This is a genomic window from Nakamurella lactea DSM 19367, assembly GCF_000426645.1.
In the GTDB taxonomy this organism is placed as follows: Bacteria; Actinomycetota; Actinomycetes; order Mycobacteriales; family Nakamurellaceae; genus Nakamurella; species Nakamurella lactea.
The window spans coordinates 28,169-44,966 of sequence record NZ_AUFT01000005.1; the positions used below are offsets into that span (position 1 = coordinate 28,169).

Below are 16,798 nucleotides of genomic sequence, written 5' to 3' on the forward strand. Positions count from 1 at the left end.
GGAGTGTTCGAGACTCTTTCCGACCGGCTGTCCGGCGTCCTCACGGGCATCCGTGGCAAAGGCCGGCTGACCCCCGCCGATATCGATGCGACCTGCCGGGAGATCCGGATCGCCCTACTGGAGGCCGACGTCGCGCTGCCCGTGGTCCGGCAGTTCATCGCCGCGATCAAGGAACGCGCCTCCAGCGAGGAGATCTCGCAGGCGCTGAACCCGGCCCAGCAGGTCATCAAGATCGTCAACGAAGAACTCATCGCCATCCTGGGCGGTGAGACCAGGCGGCTGCAGTTCGCGAAGAACCCACCCACCGTCATCCTGCTGGCCGGCCTGCAGGGCGCCGGCAAGACCACCCTCGCCGGCAAGCTGGCGAAGTGGCTCAAGGGCCAGGGGCACACGCCGCTGCTGGTGGCCGCGGACCTGCAGCGGCCGAATGCCGTCACCCAGCTACAGGTGGTCGGCGAGCAGGCCGGCGTCACCGTCTTCGCGCCCGAGCCCGGCAACGGGGTCGGCGACCCAGTAGCGGTGTCAAGGGCCGGCATCGAGACCGCGAAGTCCAAGCAGTACGACGTGGTGGTGGTCGACACCGCCGGCCGGCTCGGTGTCGACGCCGAGATGATGGCGCAGGCCGCCAACATCCGCGACGCCGTCGATCCGGACGAGATCCTGTTCGTGGTCGACGCGATGATCGGCCAGGACGCGGTGGCCACCGCCGAGGCGTTCCGCGACGGCGTCGGCTTCACCGGCGTGGTGCTGACCAAGCTCGACGGCGACGCCCGCGGCGGTGCCGCGCTGTCGGTGCGGCAGGTCACCGGCGCGCCGATCATGTTCGCCTCCACCGGCGAGAAGCTCGGCGATTTCGATACCTTCCACCCTGACCGGATGGCCTCCCGGATCCTCGGCATGGGCGACATGCTGACGCTGATCGAGCAGGCCGAGCAGGTCTTCGAGCAAGAAGAAGCCGAGCAGATGGCGGCCAAGCTGGCCGGCGACGACTTCACCCTCGAGGACTTCCTGCAGCAGATGCAGATGCTCAAACGGATGGGCCCGATCGGCGGCCTGCTCGGCATGCTGCCCGGCGCCGGCCAGATGAAGGAGGCGATGGCCAACATCGACGATCGCGACGTCGACCGGACCGCCGCCATCATCCAGTCGATGACGCCGCAGGAGCGGGCCAACCCGAAGATCATCCAGTCGTCCCGGCGACAGCGGATCGCCAGGGGATCGGGATCCACTGTCTCCCAGGTCAACTCGCTGGTCGATCGGTTCTTCGAGGCCCGCAAGATGATGTCGTCGATGGCCGGCCAGTTCGGCATGCGACGGATGAACAACAAGAAGCAGAAGGGCAAGAAGGGCAAGAAGGGCAAGGGTTCCGGCCGCGGCCCCACCCCGCCGAAGATGAAGGGGATGCCCGGCGGATTCCCCGGCATGCCAGGCCTGCCCAACGGCCTGCCCGGCGGTATGCCCGGTCTGCCCGCCGGTGCCGGCGGCAAGGGTCAGCTGCCCGGCGGATTCTCGCTGGACGACCTACCGGCCGACTTCGACCCGACGAAGATCCAGTTCCCCAAGGGGAAATGACCGGGTGGCCGATACCGACGCCGAGCGAACTCCGATGAAACGCGCTGATCGTCTGCACATCGTCGGCACCGATGCGGCCACCGGGGAGCCGGTCGAGCGTTGGACCGCCGAGGGCCGGTTCGTCGACGGACCGGTCGCCGGGGCCGTCGAACTCGGTGGCTGGACCCTGCCCGGCCTGGTGGACGCGCACTGCCACATCGGCTACTCGATGCGCGGCGCGGTCGACCTGCCGACCGCCGAGCGGCAGGCGCGCGACGACCTGGCCGCCGGCGTACTGCTGATCCGCGACTGCGGTTCACCCATCGATACCAGCGCCCTGGCCGGCCGGGACGACCTGCCGGTGCTGATCCGGGCCGGCCGACACATCGCCCGCCCCAAGCGGTACATCCGGGACCTCGGCGTCGACCTGGACGACCCGGCCGACCTGCCGGCCGAGGTGGCGCGGCAGATCGAGTACGGCAGTGCGCCGTTCGGTACCGGCTGGATCAAGCTGGTGGGGGACTGGATCGACCGGGACATCGGCGACCTGGCGCCGTTGTGGCCGGACGACGTACTGGCCGAGGCGATTGCGGTGGCACACGGCGCCGGGGTGCGGGTCACCGCGCACGTGTTCGCCGAGGACGCACTGCCGGGCCTGCTGGCCGCCGGCATCGACTGCATCGAGCACGGCACCGGGCTGACGCCGGCGACGATCGACGAGATGGTCCGCGGCGGCGTGCACCTGGTGCCGACCCTGATCAACATCGAAAACTTCCCCGACTTCGCCGAGGCGGCAACGCGATTCCCGGCCTACGCCAAGCACATGCGGGACCTGTACGAGCGGCGCGACGAGACCTTCGCGATGGCGGTGGAGGCCGGGATCGCCGTGCACGCCGGCACGGACGCCGGCGGCTACATCGAGCACGGCCGGATCGCCGACGAGGTCGCGGCGCTGGCCGGCATCGACGGGCTGACGGCGCGGCAGGCGATGGACGTCGCCTCGCACCGGGCCAGAGCTTGGCTCGGGGCGCCCGTCGGCGGCATCGGCGACCCGGCCGACCTGGTGGTCTACCCCGCCGACCCGGCCGAGGACCTGGCTGTGCTGAAGTCTCCGCTCGCGGTGATTCGCGCCGGGGTCGTGCGGTCCGGCTCAGCATGGCGGGCGTGACGACGGAGATGATGCCGAGCCCGGAGCTGCAAGAATCGCTGCGGACGCTGAGCCTGCGCATGGTGGATGGCACCGCCGACCGGGTGTCCGCGGACGGCGGCGACGAGTTGACGCCGTTGGACGTCGACAGCACCGGCCGCGCCGCGGCGACGCTGATCGCCCATGTCCGCCCGCGGGGCGTCACGGTGCTGCATTTCACCGGGCTGTTACGGGATCGACATGGCTGGCGGACAGAACCGATGGGTTCGCTGCTGCTGTCGGCCGGCGAGCGGCCCGCCGGGGAGAGTTGCAACGTCCACGGTGGATCCGAGCGGCTGATCAGCTCCGGCGTGATGCCATGGTCGGGCTTCTATTTATGTTGCTGGTACCTGGAAACCGGCCCGGACCTCCGGCAGCTTCGCGTCGCAGGGCGGATGCGGCCGATTCCGGATCACGGCCAGGTAATCGTGTGTTGGCGGGCGCGACAGCGGATTACCGAATGGGGACCTGGGCTGGCCGTACAGAGCGGCCCTGGTCCCGCGCCAGAGGTGGTTGCTGTCACCAGTGCTGGTAAACGCTTGCCGGTTGCTATCGGTGCGCGATCTGAACGTCAGGGCCGCAGGTAGGCGTGCAGACCGGACTCGTCGGAGCGCAGCAGACCGAGCGAGGTGTAGAAGGCGCGCTGGGTCCGGTCGTCATCGGTCAGCAGGACGAACTGGCGCAGGTCGGCGTATTCGGCCAGCATCGCCGTCAGCAGCGTCCGGCCGACCCCGGTCCGCTGCGCGTCCGGGTGCACCAGGATGTCCTGCAGGTAGCAGACGCTGGCTCCGTCGGAGATGGTCCTGGCCAGCCCGACCAGCCGGCCGTCGTCATCCCGGGCGGTGAGCACCGCATGCGACCCGGCCACCGCGGCAGTCAGCCGGTCGGGATCGCGGGTATAGGCGCTCCAGCCGACGGCGTCGTAGAGGGCCAGCAGCTCGGGGGTCGCTGGGCGCTCGTTCGTCACGGTGGTCATCGTCTGGCACAATAACGCCTGTCACGGCCGTCGCTCGGCCCCTCTCACCGGGCGTGGCCGCCATTCGTGTGTTCGCCGGCGGTGCCCCCACTCGCTCGCCGAACCCACACCCGCGGCGGAACCATCCGCCACACGTATCGAGGAGAAGTCCACCACAGTGGCTGTCAAGATCAAGCTTGCCCGCTACGGCAAGATTCGCGAGCCGTTCTACCGCGTTGTCGTTGCCGATGCCCGCACCCGGCGCAGCGGCCGGGCCATCGAGACCATCGGGCGTTACAACCCGAAGGCCGAGCCCAGCGTCATCCAGATCGAGTCCGAGCGGGCGCAGTACTGGCTGGGGGTCGGCGCCCAGCCGACCGAGGCCGTTGTCGCGCTGTTCAAGGTGACCGGTGACTGGCAGAAGTTCAAGGGCCTGCCGGGCGCCGAGGGCACCCTGAAGCCGCAGCCGGAAAGGGTCGACAAGAAGGCCGTGTACGAGGCGGCCGTTGCCGCGGCCGGCGGCACCGTCGAGGACACCTCGGGCGCCACCACCGCACGGAAGAAGCCGGCCAAGAAGGCCGACGACACCAAGGCCGACGACAGCAAGGCCGACGACAGCAAGGCGGACGACAGCAAGGCGGAGAAGCCGCAGGCTCTCGTCGACGCTCCCGCCGCCAAGGCTGACGAGGCTGACGAGGCGAAGGCGGACGACGCGAAGTCGGACGAGGCCCCGTTCGGCGAGGGCTCGCACGCCCCGATCGCCGACGACGCGCAGCCGGACGGGTTCCCGATCAAGGGCAACGCCAGTTCGAAGCTGTACCACCGCCCGGGCACCCCGTTCTACGACTCGACCGTCGCCGAGGTCTGGTTCGCGACCGAGGAGGCCGCCGAGAAGGCCGGTTTCTCGCTGCCGAAGTCGCAGCAGGGTGACGAGTAATGAGCATGTTGCCCGAGGCGCTGGAGCACCTGGTCCGCGGCATCGTCGACCACGATGACGACGTCAAGGTGGACATGACCACCGGCCGCCGCGGACGCACGCTCCAGGTTCGGGTGCACCCGGACGACCTCGGCAAGGTGATCGGTCGGGGTGGCCGCACGGCTACCGCGCTGCGCACCGTGATGGCGGCCGTCGGCGGGCGCGGGATCAGGGTCGACGTCGTCGACACCGATCGCCCCGGCCGCTGAGGTCGCTGAGGTGGATCTACTGGTCGGCCGGATCGGCCGTCCACACGGGGTGAAGGGTGCTGTCACCGTCGAGGTGCACACCGACGACCCCGAAACCCGGTTCGCCGCCGGGTCGGTGCTGGACACCGACCCGGCGGAGACCGGCCCGCTGACGGTTCTCACCTCGCGGCTGCACAGTGGCATCCTGGTGATCACCGTCGACGGGATCACCGACCGTAGCGGCGCAGAGTCGTTGCGCGGCACCAGGTTGCTGGTGGACGTGGAGGTCAGTCCGCCCAAGGACGACCCCGATGCCTTCTACGATCACCAACTCATCGGGCTGACGGCCCAGCACGTCGACGGCACCGGTCTGGGCACGGTGACCGGCGTGCTGCATGCCCCGGCCGCGCCGGTGCTGACCATCACCACTGCTGCCGGTGAGGAAGTGCTGGTGCCCTTCGTCTCGGCCATCGTGCCGACCGTCGATCTGACCGCCGGCCGGCTGACGATCGACCCGCCGGACGGCATGTTCGACGCCGCGCAGGACTGACCCTCCCGGAACCGGTCGACCCGGAGCAGATCGGAGTCCGCATGCACATCGACATCGTCACCATCTTCGGCGAGTACCTGTCGCCGCTGCGGGAATCGTTGCTGGGCAAGGCCATCGAGGACGGCCTGATCGGTGTCGGCATTCACGACCTGCGGAACTGGACAACCGACCGGCACCGGACCGTCGACGATCCGCCGTACGGCGGTGGCCCCGGCATGGTGATGAAGGCCGACGTCTGGGGCGCAGCGTTGGACGCCGTCACCGACGGGGTCGAGCCGCCGCCGACACTGATCGTGCCGACCCCGGCCGGCCGGCCGTTCACCCAGCAGGTCGCGGCGGAGCTGTCGATCCTGCCGCGATTGGTGTTCGCCTGCGGGCGGTACGAGGGCATCGACCAGCGGGTGATCGATGAGGCCGCCGGCCGAATGCCGGTGCGTGAGTTGTCGATCGGCGACTACGTGCTGGCCGGCGGCGAGGTCGCAGTGCTGGTGATGGTCGAGGCGATCGCCAGGCTGATCCCGGGCGTACTCGGGAACCCGGAGTCGGCCGTCGACGATTCCTTCGGCGCCGGTCTGACGGGGCTGGTGGAGGCTCCCTCGTACACCAGGCCGCCGACCTACCGGGGGCTCGACGTGCCCGAGGTGCTGCTGGGCGGCAATCATGCCGCCATCGAGCGGCACCGTCGCGACGAGTCGCTGCGCCGGACGGCCGCCAACCGGCCCGACCTGCTGGCTGAGCTCACCGCCGATCAGTTGGACGGCGACGATCTGGACGTCCTGCTGGCGGCCGGTGTCAGCCCGCCGGCCGGGCTGGCCGAGCGGGTGGCCGCCGAACGCGCAGCCAGGGCGGCCAAGAAGGCGCGCCGCCGGCGGAGTTGACGCCGGTCCGTTTGGACAGCCGGCCGACCAGGCCTGATCAGCGGGCCGGCCACGCCCCGAGCAGTCCCCAGGACGCCATCGACCGCACGTAGTGATGGCCGCACTCGACCTCGTCGAAGGGGTTGCGGCGGGAGCCGTCATACCGGTCCCGGATGTCGGAGACGATCGTCAGCGCGTCCGCCTGCCGGCCCAGCCGGGCCAGCCCGATCGCCGCGGTGTACTCGATGCCGGTCCATACTTCGGCCCAGTAGGGGAACGGGCGCCGCGGGCGACCGCCGCGCGGATAGGCGGCGTTCACCAGTCCTCGTTCGTCCGCCGCCACATAGCTGCGCTTGTCGTTGGCGTGTCGGTGGAAGTCCGGCATCGAGTTGTACCGAACCACGCTGTCCATCGCGATCCGGACGTGCTCGGGATCCAACGGCACCGTCAGCCCTGCGGCACAGGCCATCCAGTAGCCGACCAGCTGATCCGGCAGGCAGCCGGGCCCGATCTGTGAGTCCGGATCCTGCGACGGATCCTGCGGACCGATCTCGTCGTGGTGCCGCAGGCCGACGGCGATCGGGGTGTCCGGGCCGACCCGGTGGATCTGCTGCTGGTAGAACTCGCCGTTGAACAGGTGACGGTCCGTCCAGGCGGTGCCGCGGGTCAGCAGGTCCCGACAGGTGGCGGCGAAGTCGTTGTCCCGCAGCGCTTCCGCCAGTTCGACGGCGGCCGCCAGGGCCGCCAGGTACCAGGACTGGTTGACGCCGGAGGGGCCGTAGTACTCCACGTCCATGGTGTTGTGCTGACAGCCCTCCAATACTCCGTCCCGGTCCGCGTCCCAACCGCCGTCGAGCCAGGCGAATTCCAACGCCCGGCGGGCCGCCGGCCAGAGCTGGTGCAGCCGTTCGTCATCCCCGGTGATCCGCCACAACCGGTGCAGCCGGACGATGGTGCCCAGCTGCCCGTCGGCCGCCGCGGTCGGCCAGGCCGACGCGGGGTGATGGGCCGGCAGCGCGGAGCGGAAGGTCATCAGGCCGCGGTCGTCGGTGGAATCGATGAATTCGGTGTGCCGCATGGTCCAGGCCAACTCGGGGAACAGCTCCTCGACGGCGTACTGGTAGTTCCAGACGTGTGTGCAGCTGCCGAAACAGCTGCCGTGGTCGTCCCAGGTTCCCTCCCAGCCGTAGAAGGTCCCGTCAGCCGTACGGAAGCAGGTGGGGGACTTGAGCACCGCCAGGTTGGCCAGGGCCGCCTCGGCCACCGGCGTCGGGACGCCGGAATCGAGGACCTGTCGGACGAAGGCAACGGTGTCCCGCTCCAGCTCGTCGAGTCGGGGGATCACCGCCCGCAGAACTGCCGCGGCGTCGGAATGCTGTGTCGCGTAATGGTTTCCGACGATCACGTCGCCGTACCGGTCGCCCAGCGTCCAGTTCCGCCGGTTCGGGAAGTGCCACCCGATCAGAAAGTCGAACCGGCCGCTCGCGCCGGGTGCCAGTGTCCTGCTGGCGACCAGGGACGCAGTGGATGTCGGGCTGCCCTGGGCAGGACCGCCCTCGGCCGGGCCATCGAGTTGGCCGTCGGCCGCGAAGTCGTCCCAGAAGTCGAGTACCTCGAACCGCCAGTTCCAGCGGCTCCAGTGTGATCGGGTGGAGCTGGCGGCGCCGAGCAATCCCAGCGCCAGGGTGCCGTAGGACTCTGCATCCTCGGCGACGGCGTCGGTCCTGCCGAGCAGCACTGTTGCCCCCGGGGTCGGTACCGCACGCCACGGCGGATTCTCCGGGATGACGGAGCCCGGTTCCCGCCCGCAGATGTTCTGCACCGAACCGACAACCGAGACCTCGACCGGTACGTCGCCGGTGTTGCGCAGTGTCACCCGGTAGGCGAGCAGCGGAATGCCGCTGGCCTCGGCATCCCCGGGGATCAGCGGGTTGAATGCGCCGACGGTGACGGCCAGCGGGATGTCCGGGTCGGTCAGCTCGACTCGACCGAACGGGTACGCGGCACAGAAGCCGGCCTCCCGGAACCGCGGCAGACCGGCCACCGGCACCGTGCTGCCGTCCGCGCCGGACAGGTCGGCCGCCGACAGCTCGCCCTCCAGCACCTTGGTCACCCGCTCGCCGCCCTCGGGCAGCACGCTCACGGCGAAGAAGCTCCGCGCGTCGAAGCCCTTGGCCGGCCGGTTGAACAGTTCCCAGTCGCACAGCCGGCCGTTGCCGGCCAGGCTCACGCATCCGGTCCCGATGCCGCCGACCGGCATCTTCAGGTGGGTCAGCTGGTCACCGGTGAACCGGCGGACGGTCGGCCAGTCGCCGGTGCCGCCCCCGGAATCGGAGGGTCCGGTGTCGGGGTGTCCGCCGGTCAGGTGGCCGTCAGCAGCGCGCCGGTCCGGCGTCGGGTGGGCACTGCGCGGTTCGGGGGACGTCATCGATGCTCCGGCGGGTGCAGCGGGCGGGGACGGGTGGTGCGGCGTATGGAGAACGGTAACGGAACGCCGTTTCGAGCAGTCCGCGGCCGGGAGTGCAGATATTTCGTTGCAAAGAGTTCTTTGCATGCCTTACGGTTCATGCCATGGCCCCAGAACCACATCCGGGCGACGCCGGCGACCAGGCGCCCCCTGACCTGCGAATCGTCCCGCCGAGCGACCCGGCGTCGGATCAGGGTCGCGATCAGCCGGCGGCCGATCAGCACCAGCCCGATCAGCACACGGTCGGGCCGGCGGCGCTCAAGGGACTGGCCCATCCGCTCCGGCTGCAGTTGCTGGCGGCACTCAACGACCGTGGGTCGGCGACGGCCAGCCAGCTGGCTGCCGCGCTGGGCGAGTCCAGTGGTGCCACCAGCTATCACCTACGCCAGCTGCACCGGCACGGCTTCGTCGAGGAGGATCCGGACGCCGGCTCGGGTCGCGAGCGCTACTGGATACCGCGGCGTGGCGGCTGGGATCTCCCGGTGTTGGACCTGGCGCAGGACGCCGCCAACGCCGCGGCCATCGACCTGGTGATGCACGAGCAGCTGGTCGCCGACCAGCGGCGGCAGCTGGCGGCGCTGGCGAGTGCGCCGGGCTGGCCGGCCGAGTGGCGCAACGCGATCAGTCGGCACGAGGCGGTGCTCAGTCTGGACGCCGGGCAGACCCGGCGGATGATCGACGAGCTGGACGCGGTGATCCGCCGCTACCTAGCGCTGCCGCCGGGACCGGGCGCGCGCCGGGTCGCCGTCCTGCTCAACACCCTGCCCACCGACCACGAGGTCGACCGGTGAGCCGACCAAGAGCGCAGCAGGGAACGCCCAAGACACGGCCCCAGCCCCTCGGCACGCCGTTCTGGCGGCTGTTCACCTCCAGCGGCACCTCCAACCTGTCCGACGGCGTGCTGCAGGCGGCTCTTCCGCTGCTGGCCGCAACATTGACCCGCGACCCCGTCGCCGTGTCGGCGCTCGCGTCGCTGGCCTTCCTGCCCTGGCTGTTGTTCGCGCTGCCGGCCGGCACCCTGGTGGATCGGGTCAACCGGCGCACCGCGATGGCGGTGGCCAACGTGTTCCGGGCCGGCCTGCTGGCGCTGATGGCAACGGCGGTGCTCACCGGGATCGCCTCGCTGCCGCTGCTGTACGCGACGGCGTTCCTGCTCGGCTGCGCCGAGACCGTGTACGACAGCGCCGCCCGGGCGATGCTGCCCGCGGTCATCGGTAAGCAGCAGCTGGAACGCGGCAACAGCCTGCTGACGACAGGGGAGAGCGTCGGCAACATCTTCCTCGGCGCGCCGATCGGGGCCTGGTTGTTCGCCATCGCCGCATCGATCCCGTTGTGGACCAACGCGATCGCCTATCTGATCGCGGCCGCACTGATCGTCACCGTCGCCGGGAACTTCGCCAGCAGCAGGACCGAGAAGACCTCGGTCCGCCACGACATGGCGGTGGCGCTCCGCTGGTTGCGGCACCACCGGATCCTGCGGTCGTTGATGATCACCACCGGGATCTCCGGGCTGTTGCAGTCCATGGTCAGCGGCATTCTGGTGCTGTTCGCCCTGCAGAATCTGGGACTCTCCGAGCAGGGGTTCGGCATCCTGCTGGCGGTGGCCGGAGTCGGGGCGGTGCTCGGCGCGGTCCTGTCTCCGCGGCTGACGGCGACCTTCGGCCGGACCGCCGCGATGGGTTGCGGTGAGATCGCCTCGTCCGCGGCGGTGGTGGTGATGGGCCTGTGGCAGCACCCCGTGGTCGGCATGGTGTGCTTTGCGATCACCGCCGGCGGCATTTCGTCGTTCAACGTGCAGATCATGTCGGTGCGGCAGGCGCTGATCCCGGAGCACATGTTCGGCCGGGTGCAGGGCGCCTATCGCACGGTGATCTGGGGCGGCATCCCGCTGGGCAGCCTGATAGGCGGGCTGCTGGGGCGACACTGGGGACTGCCGGCAGTGTTCGTCATCTCCGGCGCACTCGGCATCGCCGCCGGCCTGCTGACCTGGGCGATTCTGCATCGGCACCGGGCGGCGATCGCGGCCGCGTTCGAGCCGGATCCAGCGGACGACGGACCAGTTGCTTCGATCGGCCACGACCCCGCCGCGGGATCCGCCCCCTGATCGTCGTCGGTCGACATCCGCCGATTTCGTGGGTGACGGTGGCTCTGGCACAATAGAACGGTTGCCTCATCCCGGGCCTGCCCCGGCGTTACCCGAGGAAAACCGCAGTTCCGGAGGCTGTCGTCAGCGATGGCAACGCTTCCGTGCCGTCCGTCCCGCCCCGGGGCGGGTGTGACCGCCCACGAGTTGTACGACGCAGAACACCTGAGAAACAAGAGGACATCATGAACACCCTGGACGCGCTCGACGCCGCCTCACTGCGGACCGACGTTCCCGATTTCCGGCCCGGCGACTCCGTCAAGGTGCACGTGAAGGTCATCGAAGGCTCCCGCTCCCGGGTGCAGGTCTTCGCCGGCCACGTGATCCGTCGTCAGGGCGGCGGCATCCGCGAGACCTTTACCGTGCGCAAGGTGAGCTTCGGCGTCGGTGTCGAGCGAACCTTCCCGGTGCACTCGCCGAACCTGGACCGGATCGAGCTGGTGACCCGCGGCGACGTCCGCCGCGCCAAGCTGTACTACCTGCGCGAACTGCGTGGCAAGGCCGCGAAGATCAAGGAAAAGCGCGACACCGCACGCTGATCGGATCGGGCTGCGACCGATCCCCATCGGACACACGTAGCCTGTCCACTGATGAACGACTCCCAGGACGCCCGCGCCGGCGACGACACCACCGAATTGCCTTCGGTAGCAGCGACGCCGGACGCGGGCGTTGCTGCGCCCATCGACGCCCAGGCCACCGCGGTTGAGCACGGCCCGGTCGAGCACGACGCAGCGGCCGAGCACGATGCCTCCGGCACCCGCGCCGACAGCGCCGCCGCCGACAGCGCGGCCGCCGAGGCCGGACCGGTGGCCAGCGACGACCACGCGGATGCTGTCCGCAAGTGGCGGGAGAAGACGGCCCGCCGGCGCAAGCCGGCGAAGAAGCGCCCCTGGTGGGTCGAGGTGCCGATCCTGCTGGTGACGGCATTCGTGCTGACGTTCCTGATCCAGACGTTCCTGTTCAAGGTCTACTACGTGCCCTCCGGCTCGATGGAGCAGACGCTGCACGGGGTCGAGAGCGGCGGCGACCGGATCCTGGTCAACAAGATCGTCTACGACTTCCGCGACCCGGCGCCGGGAGACATCGTGGTCTTCAAAGGCCCACCGTCATGGGTCCCGGAGGCCAGTGTCGCCGGGCCGACGAGTTGGCTCGGCAAACTCGGCCAGGCGGTCGGATCGGTGGTCGGCATCGCCCCGCCGAATGAGAAGGACTTCGTCAAGCGGGTGATCGCGGTCGGCGGCCAGACCGTCAAGTGCTGCGATGCCGACGGCAATGTGGTGGTCGACGGAGTGTCGCTGAACGAGCCTTACATCTACGAACCGATCCCCTTCCTCCCCGGTGATCTCGATTGCAGCGAGGCGCATCTGGCCGAGCCGAGCCGTGATCATGTTTCCGGGCGCTGCTTCGGGCCGATCAAGGTGCCGGACGGCCAGATGTGGGTGATGGGCGACCACCGCTCGAACTCGAAGGATTCGTCGTTCGGCTGTCAGGGCGGCCTCACCACCGGTTGTCAGGGACCGGTGCCGATTTCGGATGCGATCGGCAAGGCGATCTTCATCATCATGCCGGTCTCCCGGTGGGACACCCTCGGCGATCCGGGCATCGATCACCGCAGCGGCGGTTGAGATGACGGCGGTCGCGCCGAGGACGACCCGGCAGCGCGCGGGCGGCAGCGCTGAGGGCCGCGGCCTGCACCGGCCGAGCCTGCGCTTCGAGAAATCGCTGATCAGGGACGGTTGCCTGCGGCTGGCCGCGATGGATGAAGTGGGCCGCGGCGCGCTTGCCGGTCCGGTGACCATCGGGATCGTGGTCGTCACCGAACGGATCGGCCGGGTACCGGAGGGACTGCGCGACTCGAAGCTGCTGACGCCCTCGGCCAGGGAGCGGCTGGTCGGTCCGGTGCGGCGGTGGGCACGTGGGGAGTTCGCGGTCGGCCATGCCAGCGCCGTCGAGATCGACGCCATCGGCATCATGGCCGCCCTGCGGGCGGCGGCCCGCCGGGCGCTCGCCCAGCTCGATCCGGTCGACGCGTTGCTGCTGGACGGCAAGCACAACTACCTGGCTCCGCCGGACCCGACCCTGTTCGACGGCCTCGAGCCGGGCTACGAGGGTGACGACGGGGCTGACGGTGGGCCCGGTGGGCTCGGCGGCGGAGCTCGGGACGGCTGTGCCGGCCGACCGGCGGAGCTGCCGGTGTTCGGCGAGCGAACGCCGCCACCGGTGCACCTGAAGGTGAAGGCCGATCTGACCTGTGCCGCCGTGGCCGGTGCGAGCGTGCTGGCCAAGACCGAACGGGACCGCCTGCTGACCGCGCTGGACCCCTACTTTCCCGAGTACGGGTTCGCCGTGCACAAGGGATATGCCACGCCGGAGCACCGGGCCGCCATCCGGCAGCATGGAGCGAGCGTGGTGCACCGCCGCAGCTGGCAACTTCTGGGTCATGATGGACGCCAGAACGACGGGTCCGAGGAAGAGGGTGGAATGTCGTGAGCGCGGAGGATCTCGAGCAGTACGAGACCGAGATGGAGCTCTCGCTGTACCGGGAGTACCGCGACATCGTCGGGCAGTTCGCCTACGTGGTGGAGACCGAGCGGCGCTTCTACCTGTGCAACGCGGTCGACCTGCAGGTTCGCAACGGTGACGGGGACATGTACTTCGAGGTCCGGATGTCCGACGCCTGGGTGTGGGACATGTACCGGCCGGCCCGGTTCGTCAAGAACGTGCGGGTGGTGACGTTCAAGGACGTCAACGTCGAGGAACTGGACAAGCCCGACCTACGGCTGCCGGACAACATCGAGTAGCGGCTGGCCGGCCGCCGATCCCAGATTTCCACCCGGTCGGTTCTGTCCACAATGTCGGCGGCGCTGTTCATCGCGGGCTCCGGTCGGCGTCATCCTGTCTACAGACCCGGTGCACATGGCGCGGTCGGGACGGGGACGGACAGGGGGCAAGGCATGGGCGACGCCGGTGCGGGGAAGCGGGAGGACCCCCGCCGGGTGCTGGGTCGCCGGGGTGAGGACCTGGCCGCGCAGTACCTGACCGACCTGGGCCTGGTGGTGCTGGATCGGAACTGGCGCTGCCGGGAGGGCGAGCTCGACATCGTCGCCACCGACGGGATCAGCCGGATCTTCATCTGCGAGGTGAAGACCCGCAGCGGGATCGGCTACGGCACCCCGGCCGAGGCGGTAACCCGTGGCAAGCGCCGCAAGATCCGGCGGCTGGCGAACCTGTGGCTGGCCGCGCACGTCGGCGCGTGGCGGCCGATGCAGTTCGACGTCATCTCCGTGCTCTGGCCTCCCGGGAGCGAGCCCGAGATCACCTATCTGCCAGCGGCTTTCTGATTCGTCCGGCGGCACCGGCTGGTCAGCCGGCCCGTCATCGGGTCGGATGCGGTCGAGCCGCGCGGACCACAGCGCCGCGAGCACAGCGGACCGGGCTACCGTGCTGGGTATGTCCGAACCCAGTGATCTGCCGGATCTGACCGAGATCGACGAGACGGTCACCTTCATCGAGAACCGCAGCCCCGCGTCGAACACCCCTGAGCAGGCGGACCGGGACGAGGCAGTGCTCGGCTCGATCCAGCCCAGGCTCACCGAGATGCTGGCGCGTCAGCTTCCCGCGCGGTACGACAAGGACCGGATCCGGGGTCTGCTGGATCGGGTCAACAACACTATCGAGCGGATCCGGCGGGACCGGCTGTCCTAGCCGCGGGCTGCACTGTGGCCGGCCGCAAGGTCGGGCACACTTGCCGTCATGAGCGGTCCCGATGCGCCCAGCACACCGTCGGATGACGCGTCGACGAATTTCGGCGCGCCCCCGGCCGCTGCTGCGAACGTTCCGGGCGGCCCCGCCGGCCGGCCGCACGGTGGCAACCCGAATCACCCGGCCGTAACCCGCACCGGACTGCTGGGATTGGCGCTCGGCGCCATCGGTGTCGTGTTCGGGGACATCGGCACCAGCCCGCTGTACGCCATGCAGACCGTCTTCGCGATCGACAACCACGCGGTGGCACCGACTCCCGACGACGTGTTCGGGGTGATCTCGCTGGTGTTCTGGTCGATCACGGTGATCGTGTCGGTCAAGTACGTGGTGTACATCTTGCGGGCCGACAACGACGGCGAGGGCGGGATCATGGCGCTGGCCGCACTCATCAGGGAGAAGCTGGGGTCGCGCCGCCGCCGGATAGCCGTTGCCATGGTCATCGGCGTCATCGGGGCGTCGCTGTTCTACGGTGACAGCCTGATCACACCGGCCATCTCCGTGCTGTCGGCGATCGAAGGCGTCGAGGTGGCGGCACCCGGAGCGCACGGGATCGTGCTGCCGCTGGGCATCGCCATCGTGACCATTCTGTTCCTGGTACAGCGCATCGGCACCCACCGCATCGGCAGGTTCTTCGGTCCCGTCATGGTGGTCTGGTTCGTCGTACTGGCGGCGACCGGGCTGCCCCACATCGCGGCCAGACCTGGGATCCTGCAGGCCCTCTCGCCGATCCACATCTTCGGGTTCGTCGGCGATCATCCCTATACGGCGTTCATCGCACTGGGTGCCATCGTGCTGGCGATCACCGGCGCAGAAGCTCTCTACGCGGACATGGGCCACTTCGGCCGCCGCCCGATCCGGATGTCGTGGTTCGCCGTGGTGTTCCCGGCCCTGACCATCAACTATCTCGGTCAGGGCGCCTTGATACTCGACAACCCGGGAGCCATCGCGAACCCGTTCTTCCTGCTCGCACCGAGCTGGGCGCGCATTCCGCTGGTCGTACTGGCCACCTGTGCCACGGTCATCGCGTCGCAAGCCGTGATCTCCGGCGCTTTCTCGGTCTCTCGGCAGGCGGTCCGCCTCGGCTTCTTGCCACGACTGACGGTGCGGCACACCTCGACCAAGGAGAGCGGCCAGATCTACGTTCCGGCAGTCAACTGGCTGCTGTTCGCCGGAGTGCTGATCCTGATGCTGACGTTCGGCTCGTCCAGCAAACTGGCCACCGCCTACGGTTTGGCGGTCACCGGAACGCTGCTGTTGACGACCACGTTGTTCCTGATCCTCGCCGGTTCCAGCTGGGGTTGGGCCAGGTGGCAGGTGGTGGTCGTCGGTGTCGTGTTCGGTGGCCTCGAACTGACCTTCTTCGCGGCGAACCTGACGAAGGTCGCACACGGCGGCTGGCTGCCGCTGCTGGTCGCGGTGGTCGTCGTCACCGTGATGATGACCTGGCAGCGCGGCCGCCGGGTGATCACCGAGCGCCGGCTGGCGGCGGAGGGTCCGCTACTGGCATTCGTCGAAACCCTGCGCGCGCACCCGGTGCCCCGGGTGCCGGGCACCGCGGTCTTCCCCCATCCCAGCAAAGAGACAGCGCCGCTGGCCCTTCGGGCCAACACGCAGTTCAACCGGATGCTGCACGAACACGTGGTGATCGTGTCCGTCGAATCCGAGAACGTCCCGCACATCCCGACCGATCAGCGGCTGACCGTCGACGAACTCGGGTACTCCGACGACGGCATCGTCTACCTCGCAGTCCGCGTCGGATTCCAGGACGAACAAGATCTCCCTGCGATACTGCGGCATGCGGTCGGGCTGAGCCCGGAACTCGAATTCAACCCTGACGAGGCTCTCTACTTTCTCTCCCGGATGACGATCGAGCGGGGGAGTGACCCGCGCATGGCCACCTGGCGCAAGCGATTGTTCATGGGACTGGCGCACAATGCAGCCAGTCCGGTCGAGGCCTTCCGTCTTCCCGAGGACCGCACGGTCGTGATGGGGTCACACATCCGGCTCTGACCGGCGCGGTTCGGCCGGTCGGCCGTCGTGAGTCGGCGTCAGCACGTCACAGCATCTGCGTGCCGCGCCGTCGTCCGTTACCGAGCATCGAGTGCCCGATGGTGGCTCTGAACATGTCTTTCACCCCGGGTGGCGGAGCTCGTCGAGCAGGGC

General features: G+C 69.3%; 18 protein-coding genes. 16 read left to right on the forward strand and 2 right to left on the reverse strand.

Annotated features, from left to right (window positions below; translation table 11 throughout):
- Positions 1-3: 3 nt before the first annotated feature.
- Genes ffh through K340_RS0103480 form a run of 3 tightly spaced genes read left to right on the forward strand, consistent with a single transcriptional unit; the run spans position 4 to position 3,324 of the window.
- A complete protein-coding gene (ffh, locus tag K340_RS0103470; RefSeq protein ID WP_029135679.1) occupies positions 4-1,572 on the forward strand; it encodes a signal recognition particle protein in 1,569 nt (522 codons plus the stop codon).
- 34 nt (positions 1,573-1,606) lie between these two features.
- Positions 1,607-2,719 carry an amidohydrolase family protein gene (locus K340_RS0103475; RefSeq protein WP_051265162.1) on the forward strand — a complete coding sequence of 371 codons (1,113 nt, stop codon included), beginning with the start codon at positions 1,607-1,609 and terminating at the stop codon, positions 2,717-2,719.
- A complete protein-coding gene (locus K340_RS0103480; RefSeq protein ID WP_154674057.1) occupies positions 2,716-3,324 on the forward strand; it encodes a hypothetical protein in 609 nt (202 codons plus the stop codon). The genes K340_RS0103475 and K340_RS0103480 overlap by 4 nt, the downstream gene beginning before the upstream one ends.
- On the opposite strand, the gene K340_RS0103485 is transcribed toward K340_RS0103480, so the two are convergent.
- Complete coding sequence (locus K340_RS0103485; RefSeq protein WP_029135682.1) at positions 3,309-3,713, reverse strand: GNAT family N-acetyltransferase; 405 nt, start codon at positions 3,711-3,713, stop codon at positions 3,309-3,311. The genes K340_RS0103480 and K340_RS0103485 overlap by 16 nt on opposite strands.
- A gap of 157 nt (positions 3,714-3,870) precedes the next feature.
- On the opposite strand from K340_RS0103485, the gene rpsP reads away from it, so the two are divergent.
- Genes rpsP through trmD form a run of 4 tightly spaced genes read left to right on the forward strand, consistent with a single transcriptional unit; the run spans position 3,871 to position 6,284 of the window.
- Positions 3,871-4,629 carry a 30S ribosomal protein S16 gene (gene rpsP, locus K340_RS27225; RefSeq protein WP_084614006.1) on the forward strand — a complete coding sequence of 253 codons (759 nt, stop codon included), beginning with the start codon at positions 3,871-3,873 and terminating at the stop codon, positions 4,627-4,629.
- Complete coding sequence (locus tag K340_RS0103495; protein WP_029135683.1) at positions 4,629-4,877, forward strand: RNA-binding protein; 249 nt, start codon at positions 4,629-4,631, stop codon at positions 4,875-4,877. Before rpsP ends, K340_RS0103495 begins: the two co-directional genes overlap by 1 nt.
- Positions 4,878-4,887: 10 nt before the next feature.
- On the forward strand, positions 4,888-5,406 hold the full coding sequence (gene rimM, locus K340_RS0103500) for a ribosome maturation factor RimM (RefSeq protein WP_029135684.1): 519 nt from the start codon (positions 4,888-4,890) through the stop codon (positions 5,404-5,406).
- A 41-nt stretch (positions 5,407-5,447) separates the two neighbouring features.
- On the forward strand, positions 5,448-6,284 hold the full coding sequence (gene trmD, locus K340_RS0103505; protein WP_029135685.1) for a tRNA (guanosine(37)-N1)-methyltransferase TrmD: 837 nt from the start codon (positions 5,448-5,450) through the stop codon (positions 6,282-6,284).
- Positions 6,285-6,321: 37 nt separating this feature from the next.
- Here the strand turns inward: trmD and K340_RS27230 are convergent, their stop codons facing one another.
- On the reverse strand, positions 6,322-8,691 hold the full coding sequence (locus K340_RS27230; RefSeq protein ID WP_051264985.1) for a GH116 family glycosyl-hydrolase: 2,370 nt from the start codon (positions 8,689-8,691) through the stop codon (positions 6,322-6,324).
- Between the two features lie 143 nt (positions 8,692-8,834).
- Here K340_RS27230 and K340_RS33805 point away from each other — a divergent pair, with 143 nt between their 5' ends.
- The 9 genes from K340_RS33805 to K340_RS0103555 all read left to right on the forward strand — a co-directional run bounded on the left by K340_RS33805 (position 8,835) and on the right by K340_RS0103555 (position 16,645).
- A complete protein-coding gene (locus K340_RS33805; RefSeq protein WP_051264987.1) occupies positions 8,835-9,521 on the forward strand; it encodes an ArsR/SmtB family transcription factor in 687 nt (228 codons plus the stop codon).
- Positions 9,518-10,834 carry an MFS transporter gene (locus tag K340_RS27240; RefSeq protein ID WP_084614008.1) on the forward strand — a complete coding sequence of 439 codons (1,317 nt, stop codon included), beginning with the start codon at positions 9,518-9,520 and terminating at the stop codon, positions 10,832-10,834. Before K340_RS33805 ends, K340_RS27240 begins: the two co-directional genes overlap by 4 nt.
- Positions 10,835-11,058: 224 nt before the next feature.
- Positions 11,059-11,412 carry a 50S ribosomal protein L19 gene (gene rplS, locus K340_RS0103525; protein WP_029135686.1) on the forward strand — a complete coding sequence of 118 codons (354 nt, stop codon included), beginning with the start codon at positions 11,059-11,061 and terminating at the stop codon, positions 11,410-11,412.
- A gap of 51 nt (positions 11,413-11,463) precedes the next feature.
- Positions 11,464-12,498, forward strand: a complete 1,035-nt coding sequence (gene lepB / locus K340_RS27245; RefSeq protein WP_084614009.1) for a signal peptidase I — start codon at positions 11,464-11,466, stop codon at positions 12,496-12,498.
- 1 nt (position 12,499) lies between these two features.
- A complete protein-coding gene (locus K340_RS27250) occupies positions 12,500-13,363 on the forward strand; it encodes a ribonuclease HII (protein ID WP_084614010.1) in 864 nt (287 codons plus the stop codon).
- The gene (locus K340_RS0103540) at positions 13,360-13,674 is read left to right on the forward strand and encodes a DUF2469 domain-containing protein (RefSeq protein WP_029135687.1); all 315 of its coding nucleotides are present in this window, start codon (positions 13,360-13,362) and stop codon (positions 13,672-13,674) included. The genes K340_RS27250 and K340_RS0103540 overlap by 4 nt, the downstream gene beginning before the upstream one ends.
- A gap of 153 nt (positions 13,675-13,827) precedes the next feature.
- Positions 13,828-14,214 (forward strand): YraN family protein, encoded by a 387-nt coding sequence (locus K340_RS0103545; RefSeq protein ID WP_051264989.1) that lies wholly within the window; start codon positions 13,828-13,830, stop codon positions 14,212-14,214.
- Positions 14,215-14,323: 109 nt separating this feature from the next.
- A complete protein-coding gene (locus tag K340_RS0103550; RefSeq protein ID WP_154674058.1) occupies positions 14,324-14,578 on the forward strand; it encodes a hypothetical protein in 255 nt (84 codons plus the stop codon).
- 48 nt (positions 14,579-14,626) lie between these two features.
- A complete protein-coding gene (locus tag K340_RS0103555) occupies positions 14,627-16,645 on the forward strand; it encodes a potassium transporter Kup (RefSeq protein ID WP_051264991.1) in 2,019 nt (672 codons plus the stop codon).
- Positions 16,646-16,798: the final 153 nt, after the last annotated feature.